The sequence below is a fragment of the Rhizobium sp. YTUHZ045 genome (assembly GCF_051124255.1).
In the GTDB taxonomy this organism is placed as follows: Bacteria; Pseudomonadota; Alphaproteobacteria; order Rhizobiales; family Rhizobiaceae; genus Rhizobium.
Genome location: NZ_CP101432.1, coordinates 2,377,275 through 2,395,181, shown reverse-complemented (window position 1 = coordinate 2,395,181; position 17,907 = coordinate 2,377,275). Strand labels below are relative to the sequence as shown.

The 17,907-nt window shown below is 60.8% G+C and carries 15 protein-coding genes; 9 read left to right on the top strand and 6 right to left on the bottom strand.

Translation table 11 applies throughout. The features are described 5' to 3' along the window. The first annotated feature begins 1 nt into the window (after position 1). The 3 genes from NMA58_RS12170 to NMA58_RS12160 all read left to right on the top strand — a co-directional run bounded on the left by NMA58_RS12170 (position 2) and on the right by NMA58_RS12160 (position 5,122). Positions 2–1,222, top strand: coding sequence for an ABC transporter permease (locus tag NMA58_RS12170; RefSeq protein ID WP_434710222.1), 1,221 nt, complete (start codon positions 2–4; stop codon positions 1,220–1,222). A gap of 388 nt (positions 1,223–1,610) precedes the next feature. Then, positions 1,611–3,107 (top strand): right-handed parallel beta-helix repeat-containing protein, encoded by a 1,497-nt coding sequence (locus tag NMA58_RS12165; protein WP_434710220.1) that lies wholly within the window; start codon positions 1,611–1,613, stop codon positions 3,105–3,107. Positions 3,108–3,649: 542 nt separating this feature from the next. Beyond that, complete coding sequence (locus NMA58_RS12160; RefSeq protein ID WP_434710218.1) at positions 3,650–5,122, top strand: right-handed parallel beta-helix repeat-containing protein; 1,473 nt, start codon at positions 3,650–3,652, stop codon at positions 5,120–5,122. Positions 5,123–5,226: 104 nt separating this feature from the next. Here the strand turns inward: NMA58_RS12160 and NMA58_RS12155 are convergent, their stop codons facing one another. After that, on the bottom strand, positions 5,227–6,003 hold the full coding sequence (locus NMA58_RS12155; protein WP_434710216.1) for a protocatechuate 3,4-dioxygenase: 777 nt from the start codon (positions 6,001–6,003) through the stop codon (positions 5,227–5,229). 121 nt (positions 6,004–6,124) lie between these two features. Further along, positions 6,125–8,026 carry a potassium transporter Kup gene (locus NMA58_RS12150; RefSeq protein ID WP_430960771.1) on the bottom strand — a complete coding sequence of 634 codons (1,902 nt, stop codon included), beginning with the start codon at positions 8,024–8,026 and terminating at the stop codon, positions 6,125–6,127. 215 nt (positions 8,027–8,241) lie between these two features. On the opposite strand from NMA58_RS12150, the gene NMA58_RS12145 reads away from it, so the two are divergent. Both NMA58_RS12145 and NMA58_RS12140 read left to right on the top strand, forming a co-directional pair. Beyond that, complete coding sequence (locus NMA58_RS12145; protein WP_434710213.1) at positions 8,242–9,825, top strand: Na+/H+ antiporter; 1,584 nt, start codon at positions 8,242–8,244, stop codon at positions 9,823–9,825. 416 nt (positions 9,826–10,241) lie between these two features. Then, the gene (locus tag NMA58_RS12140) at positions 10,242–10,664 is read left to right on the top strand and encodes a TIGR02594 family protein (RefSeq protein ID WP_085778563.1); all 423 of its coding nucleotides are present in this window, start codon (positions 10,242–10,244) and stop codon (positions 10,662–10,664) included. A 109-nt stretch (positions 10,665–10,773) separates the two neighbouring features. On the opposite strand, the gene NMA58_RS12135 is transcribed toward NMA58_RS12140, so the two are convergent. The 3 genes from NMA58_RS12135 to NMA58_RS12125 all read right to left on the bottom strand — a co-directional run bounded on the left by NMA58_RS12135 (position 10,774) and on the right by NMA58_RS12125 (position 13,872). Beyond that, complete coding sequence (locus tag NMA58_RS12135; RefSeq protein ID WP_434710211.1) at positions 10,774–11,262, bottom strand: hypothetical protein; 489 nt, start codon at positions 11,260–11,262, stop codon at positions 10,774–10,776. Between the two features lie 117 nt (positions 11,263–11,379). Next, positions 11,380–12,783 (bottom strand): pyridoxal phosphate-dependent decarboxylase family protein, encoded by a 1,404-nt coding sequence (locus NMA58_RS12130; protein ID WP_434710209.1) that lies wholly within the window; start codon positions 12,781–12,783, stop codon positions 11,380–11,382. A gap of 165 nt (positions 12,784–12,948) precedes the next feature. Then, the gene (locus NMA58_RS12125; protein ID WP_434710207.1) at positions 12,949–13,872 is read right to left on the bottom strand and encodes a phytanoyl-CoA dioxygenase family protein; all 924 of its coding nucleotides are present in this window, start codon (positions 13,870–13,872) and stop codon (positions 12,949–12,951) included. Between the two features lie 93 nt (positions 13,873–13,965). Between NMA58_RS12125 and NMA58_RS12120 the strand changes: the two genes are divergently transcribed. The 4 genes from NMA58_RS12120 (at position 13,966) to NMA58_RS12105 (ending at position 16,995) form a co-directional block, all read left to right on the top strand. Then, the gene (locus NMA58_RS12120) at positions 13,966–14,787 is read left to right on the top strand and encodes an AraC family transcriptional regulator (RefSeq protein ID WP_434710205.1); all 822 of its coding nucleotides are present in this window, start codon (positions 13,966–13,968) and stop codon (positions 14,785–14,787) included. 170 nt (positions 14,788–14,957) lie between these two features. Then, on the top strand, positions 14,958–15,299 hold the full coding sequence (locus NMA58_RS12115; protein ID WP_434710203.1) for a hypothetical protein: 342 nt from the start codon (positions 14,958–14,960) through the stop codon (positions 15,297–15,299). A 168-nt stretch (positions 15,300–15,467) separates the two neighbouring features. Next, complete coding sequence (locus tag NMA58_RS12110) at positions 15,468–15,974, top strand: GNAT family N-acetyltransferase (RefSeq protein WP_430960779.1); 507 nt, start codon at positions 15,468–15,470, stop codon at positions 15,972–15,974. Between the two features lie 82 nt (positions 15,975–16,056). Further along, positions 16,057–16,995, top strand: coding sequence for an ornithine cyclodeaminase family protein (locus tag NMA58_RS12105; RefSeq protein ID WP_434710201.1), 939 nt, complete (start codon positions 16,057–16,059; stop codon positions 16,993–16,995). A gap of 22 nt (positions 16,996–17,017) precedes the next feature. Here the strand turns inward: NMA58_RS12105 and dapB are convergent, their stop codons facing one another. Continuing rightward, a complete protein-coding gene (dapB, locus tag NMA58_RS12100; protein WP_434710199.1) occupies positions 17,018–17,806 on the bottom strand; it encodes a 4-hydroxy-tetrahydrodipicolinate reductase in 789 nt (262 codons plus the stop codon). Positions 17,807–17,907: the final 101 nt, after the last annotated feature.

Below are 17,907 nucleotides of genomic sequence, written 5' to 3'. Positions count from 1 at the left end.
AATGTCATCAACGCTCAAGCAGACCTTTCTTATGATCAGAGTCAACCTTGGCAGCTTGCCGCGACGGCTGTGGATCTCGTTATCGATGGTGCTGTCGGTCGCTCTCGTCGTGGCGGTGCTCGCAGGTTTCCTGGCAATGGCGCGCGGCTTCGAGGTCGCGCTCGCCGGCGCCGGCTCGCCTGCTATCGCCGTTATTCTCGGCGGCGGCACCAACCAGGAGACTGGTTCGGAGGTGCCGGCCGAGGCAATCCGCAGCCTTGCGGCCATGATCGGCGAGACCGGGATCGCGCGCGACGGCGCGAGCGGGCCTGCATTGTCGCGCGAGACCGTCGTTCCCGTCGATGTCAGACAAGGCGAAGGCGTCGAGCAGACGCTGTCGCTCAGAGGCATGGATCCGGCAGGCCCCGGCTTGCGTGAACGCGCGCGGCTTTCGCGGGGGCGGCTGTTTTCGCAAGGCGCGCGTGAGATCGTCGTCGGTGCCCGCATCGCCGATACTTTTCCGGGTTTCGCGGTTGGCGACACGATCCGCCTCGGCGCGCTCGACTGGAGGATCGTCGGGCATTTCACTTCAGACGGCAGCGCCTTTGAATCCGAGATCTGGGCGGATCTGGAGACGGTGCAATCGGCTTTCGACCGGCAGAGGCAGGTGCAGAGCCTGCGTGTGCGGCTCGACGGGGAAGGCGATCCCGCAAGAGCACTGGCGGCATTGCGTGATCGGTTGTCGGCCTTGCCCGGCACGCCGCTCGTGGCCGTTTCCGAGATTGGGCTCTACGCCGGCCAGGCCGAGCGCACCGAGAGCCTGATCCGCCTGTTCGGCTGGCCTATCGCGCTGCTGATGGCGATCGGTGCGTCGGCGGGTGCCTTGAATACGATGATGAGTTCGGTTTCCGACCGCAGCGTTGAGATCGCTACGCTGCGCCTCCTCGGCTTTGCCCGCCTGCCTGCCTTCGCCGCTACCTGGGTGGAGGCGGTGCTGCTGTCGGCGGTGGGGGCCGGCCTCGGTGTCTTCGCCTCCAAGCTCACTTTCGACGGTTGGCAGGCAAGCACTATGGGCGCCAACAATACCAGGATGGCCTTTCAGCTCGACGTCGCTCCGGACGTGGTCTTCACCGCCGGCCTGCTCGGCCTTGCGATCGGCATACTCGGCGGCGCCTTGCCGGCGATTGCCGCCACGCGGCTGCCGCTGACTTCTGCTTTGCAGGCGAGGGGGAAATGGCGCTGAGATGATCACTCCGCCCCATGATTCGAGACGGCCCCTCGAGCCCTCTTACCAATGGGCTGATCGGCATGCGTGGTGCTGTGGCTTCAGCGGAAGCGAGAGCAGAATCACTGCGGTGTAGCCTGAAGGAGAGATATCTGCCGCCACGCTGCTCTCCGATTTATTCGCCTTTAAGTCGCTGGTTTTTCGATTCTAGTTGCAGCTTTTCAGCGCCTTATCGGACCCGGCGCCGTTGCCTGTGGAGTAAAGCCCGTAAACCGTCCGCTGCCGCATTGATAACATCTTCTCGCCTTCTTGCCGTGGACGGTTGCCCCCGCCGCAGGCGATTTGCCGATCCCGGCCGGTCTCAGTGGCGACATAGCGATCCGACGAACAGGGCAACATTGGCGATATGACAATCTACTATGTGAACTCAGCAACTGGCTCCGACCGCAACAGTGGGACGAACCAGAACTCGGCTTTTGCGACTTTATCCAAAGTGGAATCCTTAGCGCTGAAACCAGGCGACACCGTGCTGCTCGCCAAGGGGAGCGTGTTCAACGAACAATTCGATATCAAATATTCCGGTAGCGAGAGCGCGCCGATCAAGATCGGCAGTTACGGGACGGGTGCGGCACCCGTCATCCATAGTGGCGGGGATGGCATTCATAGCCTTTATGCATCGAACATTGTTATCGAGAACCTTAAAATAACAAACAGCGGTGGTTCGGCCATCTCTGGCGGCAGTGTTTCGAACTGGGCGGTTCGCCATGTGGAAGTCGACAAGGCGGGATTGTCGGGTGAAACAGGCGCCATGAATTTCCGCAACAGCAAGAACATCAAGATCGAAAGCAGCAAGATTTCGGACGCTAAAGGCGACGGCATCTGGATCGACAAGGTCGAGGGCCTCAAACTTCTCAACAATACGGTGACGAACAGCCACGGCGCCAAGGCCGATGCCGTCCAGGTGAACGACAGCAGCAGCATCCTGATCCAAGGCAATCATCTCGATCAGACGCAAGCCGATAGCCCAAAGGGCGTCCTCGTGCTCATCAGGCCGGTGAACGCGGTGGTCGAGGATAATACGCTGAGCGGCGGCGGCTTCGGCATCAGCGCACAAGCGGGCAAGAACGTCGCCATCCGCGACAACGATATATCGGGATTTCACGGTTACAACTGGTCCTTCGCCGTCGGTCTCGGTGATGACGGGAATGCGAGAGACTACGATATTGCGGGCAACCACATCCACGATGGCGCCTGGGGCGTCGTCATTACCGCCCCCGCCGACGCTCCGAGCTATACCCGCACGAATATCAAGGTCCACGACAATGTCTTCGACGACCTCTCGCAGTCGGCGCTGAAGGTCGACAGACCGGCCTCCGGCTCCTTCTCCAACAATACAATCGAGAGCGGCACCAACGCCACCAGCATATCGCCTTCGATCGTCGACGCGCACACCTTCACTGTCAGCAACAACCATACGGTCGCCAATGTCGAGACGGCGCTGGCAAGCCCGGTTGTCACGACTGCCGCAGTCACAGAGGCGTCGGCGGATCCGGCGGTTGTCGCCGTCCACGACAATTTGAAGATTCTCACGGATACGGGCGACGCCCACCGCGGCAATCTCCTCGAAAACGACAGCTCCGATAACGGGACTCTGGTGCTGCGCCGCTTCGGTAACGAAAGCGTGGGCAAGGACGGCCTGACGCTGACCGGCGACTACGGCGTCATCCACGTGGACCGGGAGGGCAACTATGCCTACACGCTCGATGAAACGAAGCTCCCCGACCATGACCATGACGGACATGTGAGCGAGACCTTCAGCTACGGGATCGACGATGGAAACTCGTACCACAGCGACGGCGATACGCTGACCGTCTACCTCCATATGGATAGCTTGCTGAGCTGAGGGCGCGCAGCTGAAACTGAACCAAAGAGAAATCCCGGATAATTTCCGGGGTTTCATGAGCGCCAGCCGGCCGCTTTGCTGCTGCGGGACTGGATTGACGACCAGCCGCGGCCGAATGAACGCAACATTCACCAGAATTGCGCCCTGATCGTGCATCGAGCGGGTACACGGGTCTGGCGTTCTTACCCCGCCTTTGCCTTCGGAACATTGCGGTGTCTCACGATGAGCCACAATCGCATTCAAAGTGCACCGGGAACCGGCAAGACCGCGGTCAACATCATTTCAACAGCCCTTGCCCGCAGGCAGTCCGATACCGTTCATTCACCTTTTGGTCGTTGTTCGATGGATTATTTTCGGTAAGGTTGTAGCCTTGAGGGTGCCGCCACCGCCAGGCGCTTCTCGGGACCAAGGCAGGCCCATGGGCCTTCGATCGCTGTAACCGCAGCATTGGGGGCGTTTTCGGCCTTAGTCCCGATCGCACATCCGATCCACTCGTTGCAGTCGAGCCAGTCGACTGCGCGACAATGTGAGAACAAGGCGATATGACAGTCTATTATGTGAATTCAGCGACCGGTTCCAACTCGAACACCGGAACAAGCGAGGATTCCCCCTTCGCATCGTTCTGGGCGGTGGAAAACCTGAAACTCCAGCCGGGCGACAGCGTGCTTCTTGCCGCCGGAAGCGTGTTTAACGACCAGCTCGATCTCAAATATTCCGGCACTGTCGACGCCCCGATCACCATCGGCAGCTACGGGATCGGCGACGCTCCGGTCATTCATAGCCCGGGCGACGGCATTCACAGCCTTTACACCTCGAACATCGTCATCGAGAACATCAAGATCACCGACACCGGTGGCGCGGCTATCTATGGCGGTTATGTTTCGAACTGGACGATCAACAATGTCGAGGTCGACCACACCGGTTTGGCGGGCAAGGCCGGTTCCATCAGCATCAGGACCGGCTCGAACATCACTATCGAAAACAGCACGATCAATGATGTCAACGGCGACGGCATGTGGATTGAGAAGATCAACGGCGTCACTCTCCTCAACAACACCGTCACTAACGCCCACGGCACCACGGCGGATGCCGTCCAGATAAACGACAGCAGCAACATCGTCATCAGCGGCAATTATCTCGATCAGACGGGTGCGGTGACGCCAAAGGGCGTGCTGACGCTCATCCGACCTGTGGACGCTGTGATCGAGGGGAACACCATCATTGGCGGCGGCTTCGGGATCAGCGCGCAAGCCGGCACGAATATCGCGATCCAGGACAATGATATCTCCGGCTATGGCGGCTACAGCTGGTCTTACGCCATCGGTCTCGGCGACTCGGGCGATACGCGCAACTACGATATAACAGGCAACTATATCCATGACGGCGTCTGGGGCGTAGCGGTCAGCTCCGCCGGCACGACGACCTATGTTCGCGAGGGCATCGATATATCAGGCAACCTCTTCGATGATCTTACCCAAGCGGCATTGAAGGTCGACCGGCCGGCATCCGGATCCTTCCATGACAATTTCATTGCGAGCGATGTTACGCCGTACAGCATCTCCCCCTCGATCATCGCTGCAGGCACTTTTCCCGTCAGCGATAACACGACCATCGAAGAAGGTCCTACCACGCTTGCAAGCGCCGACGGTCTCTCCGCCGCCGATGCGAGCGTCAGCCTCGTATCGGACACCGGGCTCACATCTCACAACGACCTGAAACTTGCTGCCGACAAGATTGCAGCGGATAAAGTCGGCGCTCATCATGACAATCCAATCTGGGAAAACGGCATATCGGATGAAACCCTGCTGCTTCGTCACTTCGGCAAGGCTGCTGTCGAAAAGCACGGGTCGACATTTGGCAACGGCGATCACGGCGTCACCATCGAAGCCGCCGATCTTGCTGGCCCGGAAAACGGCAGCGAAATTTCACACGATGAGATCACGCCTCAGCCGTTGCATCATTCAGAAGCGGATCCGCTGATCGTCTCTATCATTCAACACGGCATGCTGCACTGAGGATAGCCGGGAGCATCGCCGCTACGGCGAGAAGCCGTGGCGGCATCAGAGGTCGCCGAGCAGCGTTCGGTAAAAAGGCTCTCTTGTCGCTCGCCGCCATCGGCTCAGGAAGAGAGGCCGATCGTAATCGTGGCGGAAAGCACGCCGCCACCAAGCTTTTCAAAATCAAAGATGTGATCGGTGGCGTCCTGCGGAATGAGGCCGTCGTCGTCGTTGCGCGTATCGCGGCGGGGGCGTCCACGATAGTCGGGATGCTCACCATAGATGATGTCGCTCAGAGCATCGTCGAAATAGACTTGGCTGACGAGAAGCTCCTTGCCGTCCGCGAGGATGCGGCAATGAACATGCGGCGTGCGGCCACTATACCATCCCGGATAGGCGGTCAAAAAACTTGCCTGCCCGGCCTCGTCGGTCAGTTGGCGACCGCGAAAGGCGAGCCCGCTGATTGCCTCGGCGTCACCAAGCGTACACATCTTCGCAGCCTCTCGGCCGGAATAGATGCCACGGTGATCGGTATGCCAGATTTCGATGTCGGCGTTTTCGACCGGCCGGCAGTCGGCGGCATGGACGATACGGAGGGCCAGCCGCAACGGCAGTCCGGCTTGTCCTTCAGAGATGTCCTGGCGGGCCGGGACGTCGTTGACATGGCAGGGGCCAAGGGTCTGGGCCAGGGTCACGACGCAATTCGGGCGAGTGCGGAAGAGCGGCGCGGGCAGCTTTTCCAGGGCGACAGACTTGGTGCCGCCGCTCAGGAAATCAGTGCCCTTCCAGTCGAATGTCCTGGCTGCCGCCACGACATGCCGCCGCGGCCAGATTGCCGTCGCAACAACCGAGGATGCGGCAATCGCGGCGCCGCCAAGTACAAGAGTGCGCCTCTTCATATGTCCTCCTTTGTCTCAAGACCTGGCGTGTAAGGGGGATAGGCCGGCACTTCCAGTTAAATCCCGGCAATGATCACGGTGACGAGGCTGTCGGCGCGAAGCAGGGCGATGCCATCAGACCTTAGATGGCAACCTGTTCGCCAAGCTCGACAACGCGGTTTGACGGCAGGTTGAAATAGTCGGAGGGATCGATGGCAAAGCCTTCCAGCGCCATGAATATGCGTTCCTGCCAGCCGGGCAGGCCGGTGTTCGGCGTCCTGACGAGGTTGCGGCGGCCGAGATAGAAGGACGTTTTCATGATCTCGAACTTGAAACCTCCTTCTCTGCAGAGCGCCAGCGCCCTGGTGACATCAGGATCGTCCATGAAGCCGAAGGTGATATCGAGACGCACGAAACGCGGCGAGAGCTGGCTTATCTTGATGCGCCTGTTGTCGGGAACATAGGGTTCGTCCTCGGTCCAGACAGTCAAGATGACGTTCTGTTCGTGGAGCACATGATTGTGCTTGAGATTGTGGAGCAGAACGTTCGGCGTCCGGTCTGGCACGCTGGTAAGAAAAACCGCCGTTCCCGGAACGGTAACCGGTGAATGATCCGACTTCCGCTCGATCGACCGGATGAAGGAATCGAGCGGAATTTCGTTGTTGGCCCGCAGTCTCTTGAGGTAGGCCTGCCCACGGGTCCAAGTCCACATCAAAATCATGATCGCCAGCGCCAGGGCGACCGGAACCCAGCCGCCATCGTGGATCTTCAGCAGATTGGCTGCCAGGAACAAGACTTCGATAATGAAGAGGGGCAGCAGCAGCATGGCGGCTAGCATGAGCGAGTAGCCCCAGACAGCCCGCAGGAATTGGAAGGACAGCATGGTCGAGATGACCATGGTTCCAGTCACCGATATACCGTAGGCAGTCGCCAGCGACTCGGAGTCGCCAAAGGAGAAGATCAGCATCAGCACGCCGACCAGCAGGAGGAGATTGACGCTCGGTACGTAGATTTGGCCCGTGTTGGTCTCGGACGTGAATTTGATCCGCAGCCTCGGCAGGAAGCCGAGATGAACCGCCGAGCGGGCGAGAGAAAACGCGCCGGTGATGACGGCCTGGCTGGCGATGATCGTTGCCATCGTCGCGAGTATGACAACTGGCAACAGGATCCAATCGGGATACATCAGAAAGAATGGGTTGGTGGCCGTTTCGGGATGGGCGAGAACGAGCGCGCCCTGGCCGAGATAGTTCAAGAGCAATGCGGGAAAGACGAGCACGAACCATGCCGTCTGGATGGGACGGCGGCCGAAATGTCCGAGATCGGCATAGAGCGCTTCGGCACCCGTCACCGTCAGAAAGACGGCGCCGAGCACGATAAGGCCGACCGTGCCGGCATGAGCGAGGAACGAAAGCGCATTGATCGGATTGAGGGCGGCCAGAATCCTCCAGTCGTCGCCGATATGGATCAAGCCGCCGGCAGCCATGGCCAGAAACCATAAGACCGTTATCGGCCCGAAAAACATGGAGACAGCTGCAGTCCCCCTCGACTGCGCGGCAAAGAGAACGATCATGATCGCAGCCGAGGCGAGCGGGACATAATCGGCAAAGGTCGGCGTGACCAGCTTCAAACCTTCGAGCGCTGACATGACCGAGAGGGCAGGCGTGATCATTGCATCGCCGATGAAGAGGGCTGCCCCGATCAGCCCGGCGAAGAACAGGACCGGCACGTTTCGCCCCATCTTCTTCATCAGGAGGGCAAGAAGCGAGAGGGTGCCACCTTCGCCGTCATTGTCCGCCCTGAGAAGGAACAGCACATATTTGAAAGTCACGATAACGGTTAGCGTCCAGACCATCAGAGAGATCAGGCCGATCACTTCCGGCTCGTGTATGCCATCGGCAGCAAAAGGCCTGAGCGCCTCGCGAAAGGCGTAGAGCGGGCTGGTGCCGATATCGCCATATACGACGCCGACCGCACCGACGACCAATCCGACAAAGCCGCTCCGACTGCCGAGGTCACTGCTCTTGTCCGCATGTGTTGAAGTCATGTTTCCCCGCTCACGCCGCTTGCTTACAGACAGAAACATATGCCGCATTGGAGAAGGGCAAGTAAATTCGTGTCGGTGCAATCTTTTCGTGGCGAAGCGAAGCATGACTGTCGGCCCCGACATGCCTGCCGCGAGGAGTTCGGAATGAATCGATTTCGGTCCTGAAAATTATGTAGTAGGCATCCGAAATCAGTATTTAGGCGGGGCCAAGCGAGATGGAACCCACTCAATTGTTCGAGCTGGTCATTGCGATGTTTCTCGCGATCATCGCGCTGCATTACGCTGCCCACAGGCTGGGACTGCCGCCGTCCGTGGCGCTGCTGGCCGGCGGCGCTCTGCTGGCCTTCGTGCCGGGGCTGCCGGCGATCACCGTCGATCCCGGGCTGGTGCTTGTCATCTTCCTGCCACCGCTCTTGATGGACGGCGCCTGGGCCATTGCTCTCGTGAGGCTGCGGCGCCATATGATCGGCATTGCCTCGCTCGCCGTCGGAGCAGTATTCTTCACCTGTGCCGTCGTGGCCGTCGTGACTCATCTTCTCTTTCCGTCACTTCCCTGGGCCGCCTGTGCAGCACTTGGCGCGATCGTTGCACCGCCTGATGCGGTGTCGGCCCGTGCCGTGCTGGAGCGCGTCAGGTTGCCGCGGCGGCTGCAGATTCTGCTGGAAGGCGAGAGTTTGCTGAACGATGCGAGCGGTCTGGTTCTCTTCCGCTTTGCCGTCGCCGCCGCCGCAACGGGAAGTTTCAGCGCGATGGAGGCGGCTGCCAGCTTCCTTGTGCTGGCGCTCGGCGGCGCGGTCGTCGGCGTCGTTGTCGGAACGGTGTGGGTGAAATTCGTCCGGCGCCTGGGCGACGAATATCTCATCATCGCCGCCACTGTGCTGCTCGCCTGGATATCCTATCTGCTCGGCGAACTGCTGCACGTTTCCGGCGTCATTGCCACGGTTACCACGGGTCTGATCGCTTCCTGGCACCAGCACACCGTATTCTCGGCCGCAACGCGCATGCGAGGCACGTCGTTCTGGACTGTGATGATCTTCCTGATGGAGGCTTCAGTTTTTACATTGATCGGGCTGTCGTTGCGCGACGTCGTTGAGCGCGGCGGTGGTTTTACCACAGTTATCGCGACCATGGGACTGCCGATGCTGGCGATCCTCGTGACGCTCGTGATCGCCCGCTTTGCATGGGTCTTCGCCTCAGATATCGTCATCCGGCTTTGTGCTCCGCTGCGGTTCAAACGCGCCAAGCCGCTGGGCGCCGGCGGCGCCACCGTCCTCAGCTGGGCCGGCGTGCGGGGCGTGGTGACGCTTGCCCTGGCGCTCAGCCTGCCAGAAGAATTCCCCGGCCGCGACTTCATCCTCGCAACATCATTTGCCGTCATTGTCGGAACCGTGCTCGTCCAGGGAACGAGTTTGGGGCGGATTATTGCCTGGGCACGGCTGGTGGAGCCGGAGACGGAAAGGGCGCGTCTCACAATGAGTCAGGCCGAAGCCGCCATGGCGCAGGCGCAGCTTGGAACCGTCCAAAACCTGGCATACGACCCTGAGGGAAATCTCATCCACCCGCAATTGCTGGAGCGATACCAACGCCGAGCCACTGCTATCGTCGATTACGCCGCGAGAACGGAACATTATATCCCGATGCTCCACGCCCATTTTGATGTCGTTCTCGAGGCGGTTGCGACCGGCCGTCGGGAACTCATTCGGCTCCACCGCGCCGGTGATATCGACGACGAGACGCTGGAGGAGCTGGAACGGGATCTCGATCTGGAGGAATTGAGCGCGATTTCAGCTAAAGCCTGAGTTTGCGATCGAGCCAGATCAAAGACGGCCGGGAAAAATACCCCACTGCATTCGAAGTATTCGATGCGATCCTGGAAATATAAATCCCTTCGTAACTAATGCCGTCCCACCGGATCGTTGCGAGTGCCGGCGGATTGTTCCGCTTCGGCTCCCATATGGCATCGGGCTTTCGTCACCCCCCAACATCGAATTCTCTATTTTTCGACTTCGCCAGCTGAGCGTCTGGAGATTGCCAATATTCGTCCGTTTTTCCGGTAACGTCGCCGGTCGCCTAAGTTTTATTTCTTTAAATCCGGGAAAAATACGCGGTCAAATTGCTTCTAATTGCCGCCATGATTCAAATATACGTTCCGGCCGCGATTTTTTCTTCGCCACATTTCGGATGTTTCAAATTGTCCAAACAATGGTGAGAAACAATGAAAATTATTCTCGTCATAGCCCTCACGGTTTTTGCCGTGCCGTGTGAGGCCGACATGCTCGTCACGGCTTCGAAATATAATCGCATGCATGAACGTTCTATTTCATTTCTCAGCATCAATCCCCGCAGAACGTCGTGGTGCGGAGCATTCCTCGCCTTTGTCGCCAAACGATCGTCACGCCAGCCGCCGCCCAATCCCAATATGGCAGTTTCCTGGAAAAGCTTCGGCAAACCTGTCTTCTTTCGTTCGGCAAGGCGGGGAGATGTCGTTGTGATCCGAAGCGGCAGGCGGTTCCATGTCAGCCTGTTCGATCACTTCGATCAGCGGCGCCAATACGTCTATCTCTTCGGCGGCAACCAATCCAACCGCGTCCAGCTGTCACGCTACCGCGCCAGCTCGGTCGTTGCCGTTCGACGATGAAGCCGTTCTGTTGATTGGCACCTGGTTCAACGGTCGGCTCTCGTGCTGAGGTTCGGAGGCTGCGCCTCGAAGGAGGGGCGGCTAATCGTTGGAATCTGCGCACCGATCGTCAATCAAACCCGTCCAACGCACATAGCACGCCATCGATGGGGATGGAGGGTAGCCTTTCGCGCGTGATGTCGAATCGCCAGCCTTTGACCAGATTCTCGGATCGATAAGAGCCATCTGGCTGTTCCGCCATCCTGCCGAGTGCAAAGATGGCGGCATCAGGAAACCGCCTCGACGAGCAAAAGGCCGGCTGCAGAAGTTCGTGGCGGGGGCTCGGCTTTGAGATCGTTACCTGGTCGATCACGGTCCAGACGGGGAGACTTCCATTCATGCCGGTCTGGCGTCGAAGCACCAGCAAATGCTTTGCGCCGCATTTTAGCTCGGCTGCCGCATAGGCTGGGCCTCCGACCATTCCTGGTAGTACCGTTCCGCCGATCTCCACGCAGCCCTTCGCAGGAGGAGGCGTCGATTTTCCACGCGCCTCACTGGCATCGCCGGTGGCTGGAATCAGCGTGAGAAGAGCGGCAATCGCGGGGAGATATCGAGACATGGCAAACCGTTGAGAACATGCGGCGAGGAATCGGCTGGTTGAATTCGCAGTGCTTAAGCGAGGACCGTAATCCTGCTCGGGAAGGCGTCAATGGCTGAGGTTGCAAGTGGAACAAGGTCAGTCGCGGCTGACACTCCGGAAGGCAGCGATGATGCTGTCGGCGGCCATTCGGGCTTCGTCCGCGGTCGTCTGGAAGTTGGTGACGGAGAGGCGCAGCACATCGCGGCCGCGCCATTTGGCGCCGCCGGCGAAGAGGGTGGCGTCGTCGCGGATCTTCGCGATGGTCTTACGGGTGATCGCGTCGCTTTCATCGTCCGGGCGGTCGGCGGCGAACCGGAGGATGAGCTGGTTCAGCGTGATCTCGTTCAAGGTGGTGATGCCTGGTTCGCGCTGGAGATGCTCGGCCAGCAGGCGGGCCGACGCGCAACATTGGTCGATGAGGGCGGCGATGCCGTCGCGGCCGAGATGTTTCAGCATCGTCCAGGTGGCGAAGCCCCGAGCGCGCCTGGAAAGCTCCGGCACGTAATGGGAGGGATCACGCTCGCCCTCGGCTGCGAGCGGCAGGTAGCTTGCGGCGATCGTCATGGCGCGGCGGTGGGCAAGCTCGTTGCGCACAATTGCATAGCCGCAGTCATAGGGCGTCTGCAGCCATTTATGACCATCCGTCGCCCAGCTGTCGGCCGCCTCGACCCCGCGGCTGAGATGGCAGAATTTCTCCGAAGCCTGCGCCCAGAGGCCGAAGGCGCCGTCGATATGCACCCAGGCGCCTTTTTCCTTCAGGGCCGGGATGATCCGACGAAAATCGTCAAAGCAGCCGGTATTGATCTGCCCGGCCTGGAGGATGGCGATGCAAGGGCCGATGACCGACGTAAGCGCGTCGCCGAGCGCGGCCGGATCGATCCGGCCCATTGAATCGGTCGGCAGGCGCAGCACGCGGTCATGGCCGAGGCCGAGGAATTGAAGCGCCGAGAAGACCGTCGTGTGGGCGTCGTCACCGATCAGCACGGTGATCTCGGGCGCGCCGAACAGGCCTTTTGCGTCCGCATCCCAGCCAGCCTTGCGCAGCACCTCGCCGCGGGCGGCGGCAAGGCAGGTGAAATTGGCGACCGTGGCTCCCGTGACGAAGCCGACGGAGCTTTCGGGCGGCAGCTTCAATATGTCGACAAGCCATTTGGCCGAAACGGTTTCGACGGCCGCCGCGGCCGGGGCGGCGACGTGGTTTCCGGCATTCTGTCCCCAGGCGCTGGTCAGGAAATCGGCCGCGACGCCGACCGGATGAGAGCCGCCGATGACCCAGCCAAAGAAGCTTGGGCCCGTGGTGAAATGCAGGCCGGGCTCGGCGTTCGCGGCGAGCTGCCTGATGACATCGGCCATATCGGCGCCGGCCGCCGGCAGCGGCTCGTCGAAGGTGGCGAGCGAAGCGGCATAATCGTGCCGGGGCACATGGCGGGCCGGCGCGCGCTCACGAAACCCGGCTGCAAGCCGGGCGGCTTCCTGAAACAGAGATGCGATTGCCGACATGCGTTCCCCCTGCGCCGGACGCCCGCCCGTCACTGGGGGCCGCCTCCAGGCAAGCTGCCGGCGCCGGCAAGTCTATCCGATATCGCCGTCGCTGTCTTGGTTCGCGAAGAATTGATCCAGGCGGGTTTGGCTTCGGCTGAAGCGTTGCGGCGCGGAGCCAAAGGCTTACAGCATATCCCCAAGGCTCCAGTGGTTGCTCCAGCGGGCGTCGATTTCGTCGTCGACGTTCTGGTAGCGGATGTCGGTGGAGAGGCGCAGCCGCCGGGTGCGGTCTTCGTTGTTGGTGGCGGCGTGGATTATGTAGGGGGAGTGCAGCACGACGTCGCCAGCCTCGTAATCGGCGGCGAGCCAGCGGGCGTTGAAGCGCTCGGCTATATCAGGCAGGTCCTTGGAGATCCAGCCGCCTTCGGCCATTTGACTGTTATAGGCGCTGATCCGCTCTTCCGGCGAGAGAGTGCCGCTGTTCGCCTGGAAATCCGCCTCCATCCTGCGGCCGAGCGCATGCGAGCCTTCGAGATAGACGAGGCCGCCCATTTCGGCGGGGATGTCGCCGATTGGGATCCAGGCGGTGACGAGCCGGCTGGTGCCGCCGCGGAGATAGACGAGGTCGTAATGGGCGGGGGTCGCCATCGCCGTGCCGGGTTGGACATAGCGCATCAGCTTGCGTTTATGGAGATAGGAGATGCCCTGGAGAAAGGCGTCCATGAAGCGAACGAGTTTCGGTTGGGCGCAGAAACCTTCATAGGCTGCGGAGCGGACGAGCGACATCATCATGCGGTTGGCAAGGTTCCAGTCGACGCTCCCAACGGCAGCGATGCCGAGCGCAAGATCGTAGCCCGGGGCCAGCAGGCCGGTATCGGCGAGGCGGGCGAAGACCCAGCGGCGGAAATCGATCACTTCGGCGCGCGGCAGCAGGCCCTTCAGCCAGACATAACCATCCTCCTCATAGCGGCGGCGGATGGCCCGGATTCCTATGGCAGGATCGGTCTGCGTCAGCAGGCCGAGTCTTTCTGCAGGGATCGTCTTGCCATGGGCGGCGAGGGGCGATTGCATCACTTCCACCCCGGCGGCGTTCGCGACAATTGACATTTCATTCACCCTCGCTTTGACTTATCTGCCTTTAGCTTGCTGGTTGAGTGGGTTGATCGCCATGGAGGAAAGCTGCAGCTGGATTTTTCGCTCATGAGAGAAGCCGAGGCCATCTATCGATCTCCCCTTGCCGCGGCCGGCGGGCTTGCTGTGACGGGCAGCGGCAGGCAGCATGCGCGCCATGCCGTGAAGGACAGGAGGCTGCCGAACTTTGCGGCCGTGCTGGTGGAGCGCGGGCGGGGGTTTCTCGAAACCGCGGCGGGCGGGCGCCAACCCGTGGAGGGGCCGGCGCTCTTCTGGTTGTTTCCGAACCGCCCGCATTCCTATGGGCCTGACGAAGCTGGATGGGACGAGCGCTGGGCCCTGTTTGAAGGTTCGTTCACGCGGGATTTCGTGCGGATGCGGCTGATTGGCGAGCGTCATCCCCTCGTGACGCTGCGCCATCTCGAGGAGGTGGTGCGGCTCTTCGCGCGGCTGCATGCCGATCTCGTCGACGACAGCCATCTAGGACAGGCCTCGGCGGCATTGGCGCTCCATCGCATCGTTATCACCGCCGCGCGGCAGGCGAGCGCTGCCGCAGGTCGCGAAGGCGAGGGTGCGTCCGCCGATCTCGTCGAGACGCTGCGGGGCAGGGCGCTGCAGCCGCTCGACCTTGCCTCGTTTGCCTCCGAGCACGGCATGTCGCCGGCCACGCTGCGGCGTAAATTCATAGCCGAAACGGGCATGCCGCCAAAGGACTTCCAGCTTCGAGCGCGTATGGACCAGGCCAAGCAACTGCTCGCCATGTCAGACGAGAAGATCGAAACCATCGCAGCCATGGTCGGTATCGAAGACCCGTTCTATCTCTCTCGCGTCTTTCGTGAGCGCGAGGGCTGCAGCCCCCGTGAATTCCGGACGCGATATAAGCGAGGTTGAGCTGTTGCAGTATGGATCGCGGTCTTTGCTGCGATCTTGAACAAATCAAGCATTACGTGAAGAGAACGACAATTTTCTCCAATAAATATTGATTTTATGCCGGCTGTTTTCAAAATTTTCTAAGGATCTGCTGAAATCTATTGCCTTCTTTCGAAGTATCCATCAATGATGTGCGAAATATCATTCGCGCTGCTGTCAAGGCCGCTCTGTCGATCAGCGAGGGATATGCACTGAAATATTTCATTCTCTATGCGCTCGTGTGCTCGGCAGTCGGGATAATTCTTCTCGTCGTCTTCCATCAGATTGCACCGGTTCAGATGGAGAGACCTGGCGATCAAACGGCCTTCGAACCGGATGATCTGGTCGTGCGGTCGACCCGCGAACCAACGACAGACCAGCCCGCCATGCGGCCTCCCAACCAATGGGATCTGCGGCTTGGCAATCAGCCGGAGGCGCAGCCCGATCAATCAGGCGTGCGCAAAGGCGGCCGGGTGGGAACGCCGGCGCAGTAGGTAGAGTTGGCGCTGCCATTCGGGCGCGGCCTTTAACTCGCATCGAAAAATTGTAAAACTGATAGATTCACAGGCTCTCAGGATGAGGCTCTCTTGTGCTCGCGCTTCCGGGTTGCATCCACTGCAGCCGGCTGCGATGACATATCTCCGATATTCCGGGAGGTGGCGATGGATGCAGGCGGCGTGGCGATCAGGCTCATAGGTGCAGATGAGGTGGAGGCTTTTCGGCGTATCCGCCTGGAAGCGCTTCGCGCCGAGCCGTCCTCCTTTGCCAGCCGTTACGAAGACTGGGAAGTTCTGTCTCTGCAGGAGTGGCGCGATCGGCTCAGCGAGCCGGTTTTCATTGCCTTTCAGGAAGGCGAGCCCGTCGGCATCATGGGCTTGTTTCGGCAGCGGTCGAGCAAGATGGCCCATCGCGCCACGATCGTCATGGTCTATGTCCGCGCCAAGCTGCGCGGAACGGGCCTTGCCGTCAAACTGCTGGAGGCGATTTCCGATCACGCGCGCAATATCGGCATCCGTCAATTGGAACTGTTCGTCAGCGCCGAAAATTCGGCGGCGATACGGTTCTACCAGCGGCAAGGTTTTGCCGAAATCGGCCGTGTCCCCGGCGGCGTGCTGGAGGATGGCCGGGAGATCGACGATGTGATGATGGCGCGGCGGCTGATGGGTTAGGCCGTCGCGGCGCGGCGGGCCATCGGCCTCTTGACCTCAAGCGGGGTTGGGGTTTCAGGATGCCGCTGAATCGGAGGTTGCCGTGATGAAAATCCTGATGGACAAGGATATTGACGATAGCGGGTTGATGGCGGTCGCGATCAACGCGCTGGAGACCGCCTTCCATGCCAGGGCCGCCAACCGGTTGATCTCGCCGCCGAGGCATCATGTGTCGTTTCCTGATCGAGGCGATCTCGTATTTACCGTTGGCGGTATCATGGGCGAGAAGCCGCTCGCGGGTTTTCGCGTCTACGACACATTCGATGGGGCTGAGCATGCGCAGATCGTCGCCGTATGGTCGGCCGACGACGCCAGGCTCAAAGGGATCGTTCTCGGATCGCTCTTGGGAAGCCTCAGGACTGGCGCGATCGGAGGTTTGGCGATCCGGCATCTCGGCGCGCCTGACGCCAAAATCGTCGGCATCATCGGCAGCGGAGCGCAGGCGCGAACCCAGCTTGCAGCGGCTGCCGCCGTTCGCAACCTCGATCACGCCCGCGTTTACAGCCGCGATGAGAAAAATCGTGCTGCCTTTGCAAGCGAGATGCAGCTCGCCCTGGGTCTTAAGGTGGAGCCTGTCGACAGCGTCTCGAAAGCCGTTGATGAGGCCGATATCGTCATCTGCGCGACGACAAGCCAAACCCCCGTCCTCCATGCGGGCGATTTAAAGGCCGGCGCGCACGTCAACACTGTCGGCCCGAAAACGCTTCACGGATACGAACTCGGCTTGGATGTCGCAGACGCGGCGGCCGTGATCGCGACGGATTCTCCCGAACAGGCGCGCGCATACCAATCGCCCTTTTTCCTGACAGGCTCCGGCAGCGACAGCCGCCTGGTCGATCTCGCCGACATCATTGCGGGGAAAGCGGCAGGGCGGAGATCGCCCGAAGAGATAACGCTGTTCTGCTCCGTAGGCCTTGCCGGAACTGAAGTCGTCGTCGCCGCGGCGGTGCTCGATAGAATGGGGTGTCGGTGTAGACTTTGAGTCAAAGACGCCTCTGTTCATACTATCTATTCGCGCCTTCTGCCGTCAGGCCCAGCACATCCCGCATGCCATATTCGCCGGGCGCGCGCCCTGCGATCCAGCGGGCGGCGGCAAGCGCGCCGCGGGCGAACATACTGCGATCGAAAGCCGAATGCGACAGCCTCACGACTTCCTCGGCGGCGGCGAACAGGACACTGTGTTCTCCGACGATCCCGCCGGCGCGCAGGACGGCAAAGCCGATCTCGCCGGGCGGTCGCTCGCCGGCGACGCCGTCGCGCCCACGCCGCTCGACGGATGCGAGGGAAACGCCGCGGCCCTCGGCGGCCGCTTCACCGAGCATCAGCGCCGTACCGGACGGCGCATCGATCTTCCTGTTGTGGTGGGCTTCGAGGATTTCGATATCCCAGTCATGCTCGGGAAGAGCGCGCGCCGCCTGGGCGACGAGGCCGACCAGCATGTTGACGCCGATGGAGAAGTTGCCGGAGCGCAGGATCGGAATCGTTTGGGCGGCGGCCGCGATCCTTTGGATATCATCGGGCTCGAAACCTGTCGCTCCAATCACCAGGGCCGGCCCGCCTGCCGAGGCACAGAGGCCGGCGAGTTCGGCGGCGGCATTTCCCGTCGTGAAATCCAGGATCACGTCGGCGGCTGCAATTGCGGCCGCACGGTCGATCAACCCTTCACCGGCAGAGCCGGGGCGGCCGATGCCGCCGATGACGACAAAAGCCGGATCGGCCGCGAGCAGCGGCAGTATGGTGCGACCCATGCGGCCGTTCGCGCCGGCGACGGCTATTTTGACAGGGGAGGTCACGTGTTTTCCTTGGCTGGAATATTTACAATGGAGCGGCCGCTTGCATCCGGGGTTCGCGCCGGAACGGCATTCTGGACTACCGCAATTGCGCTGCCGACGTA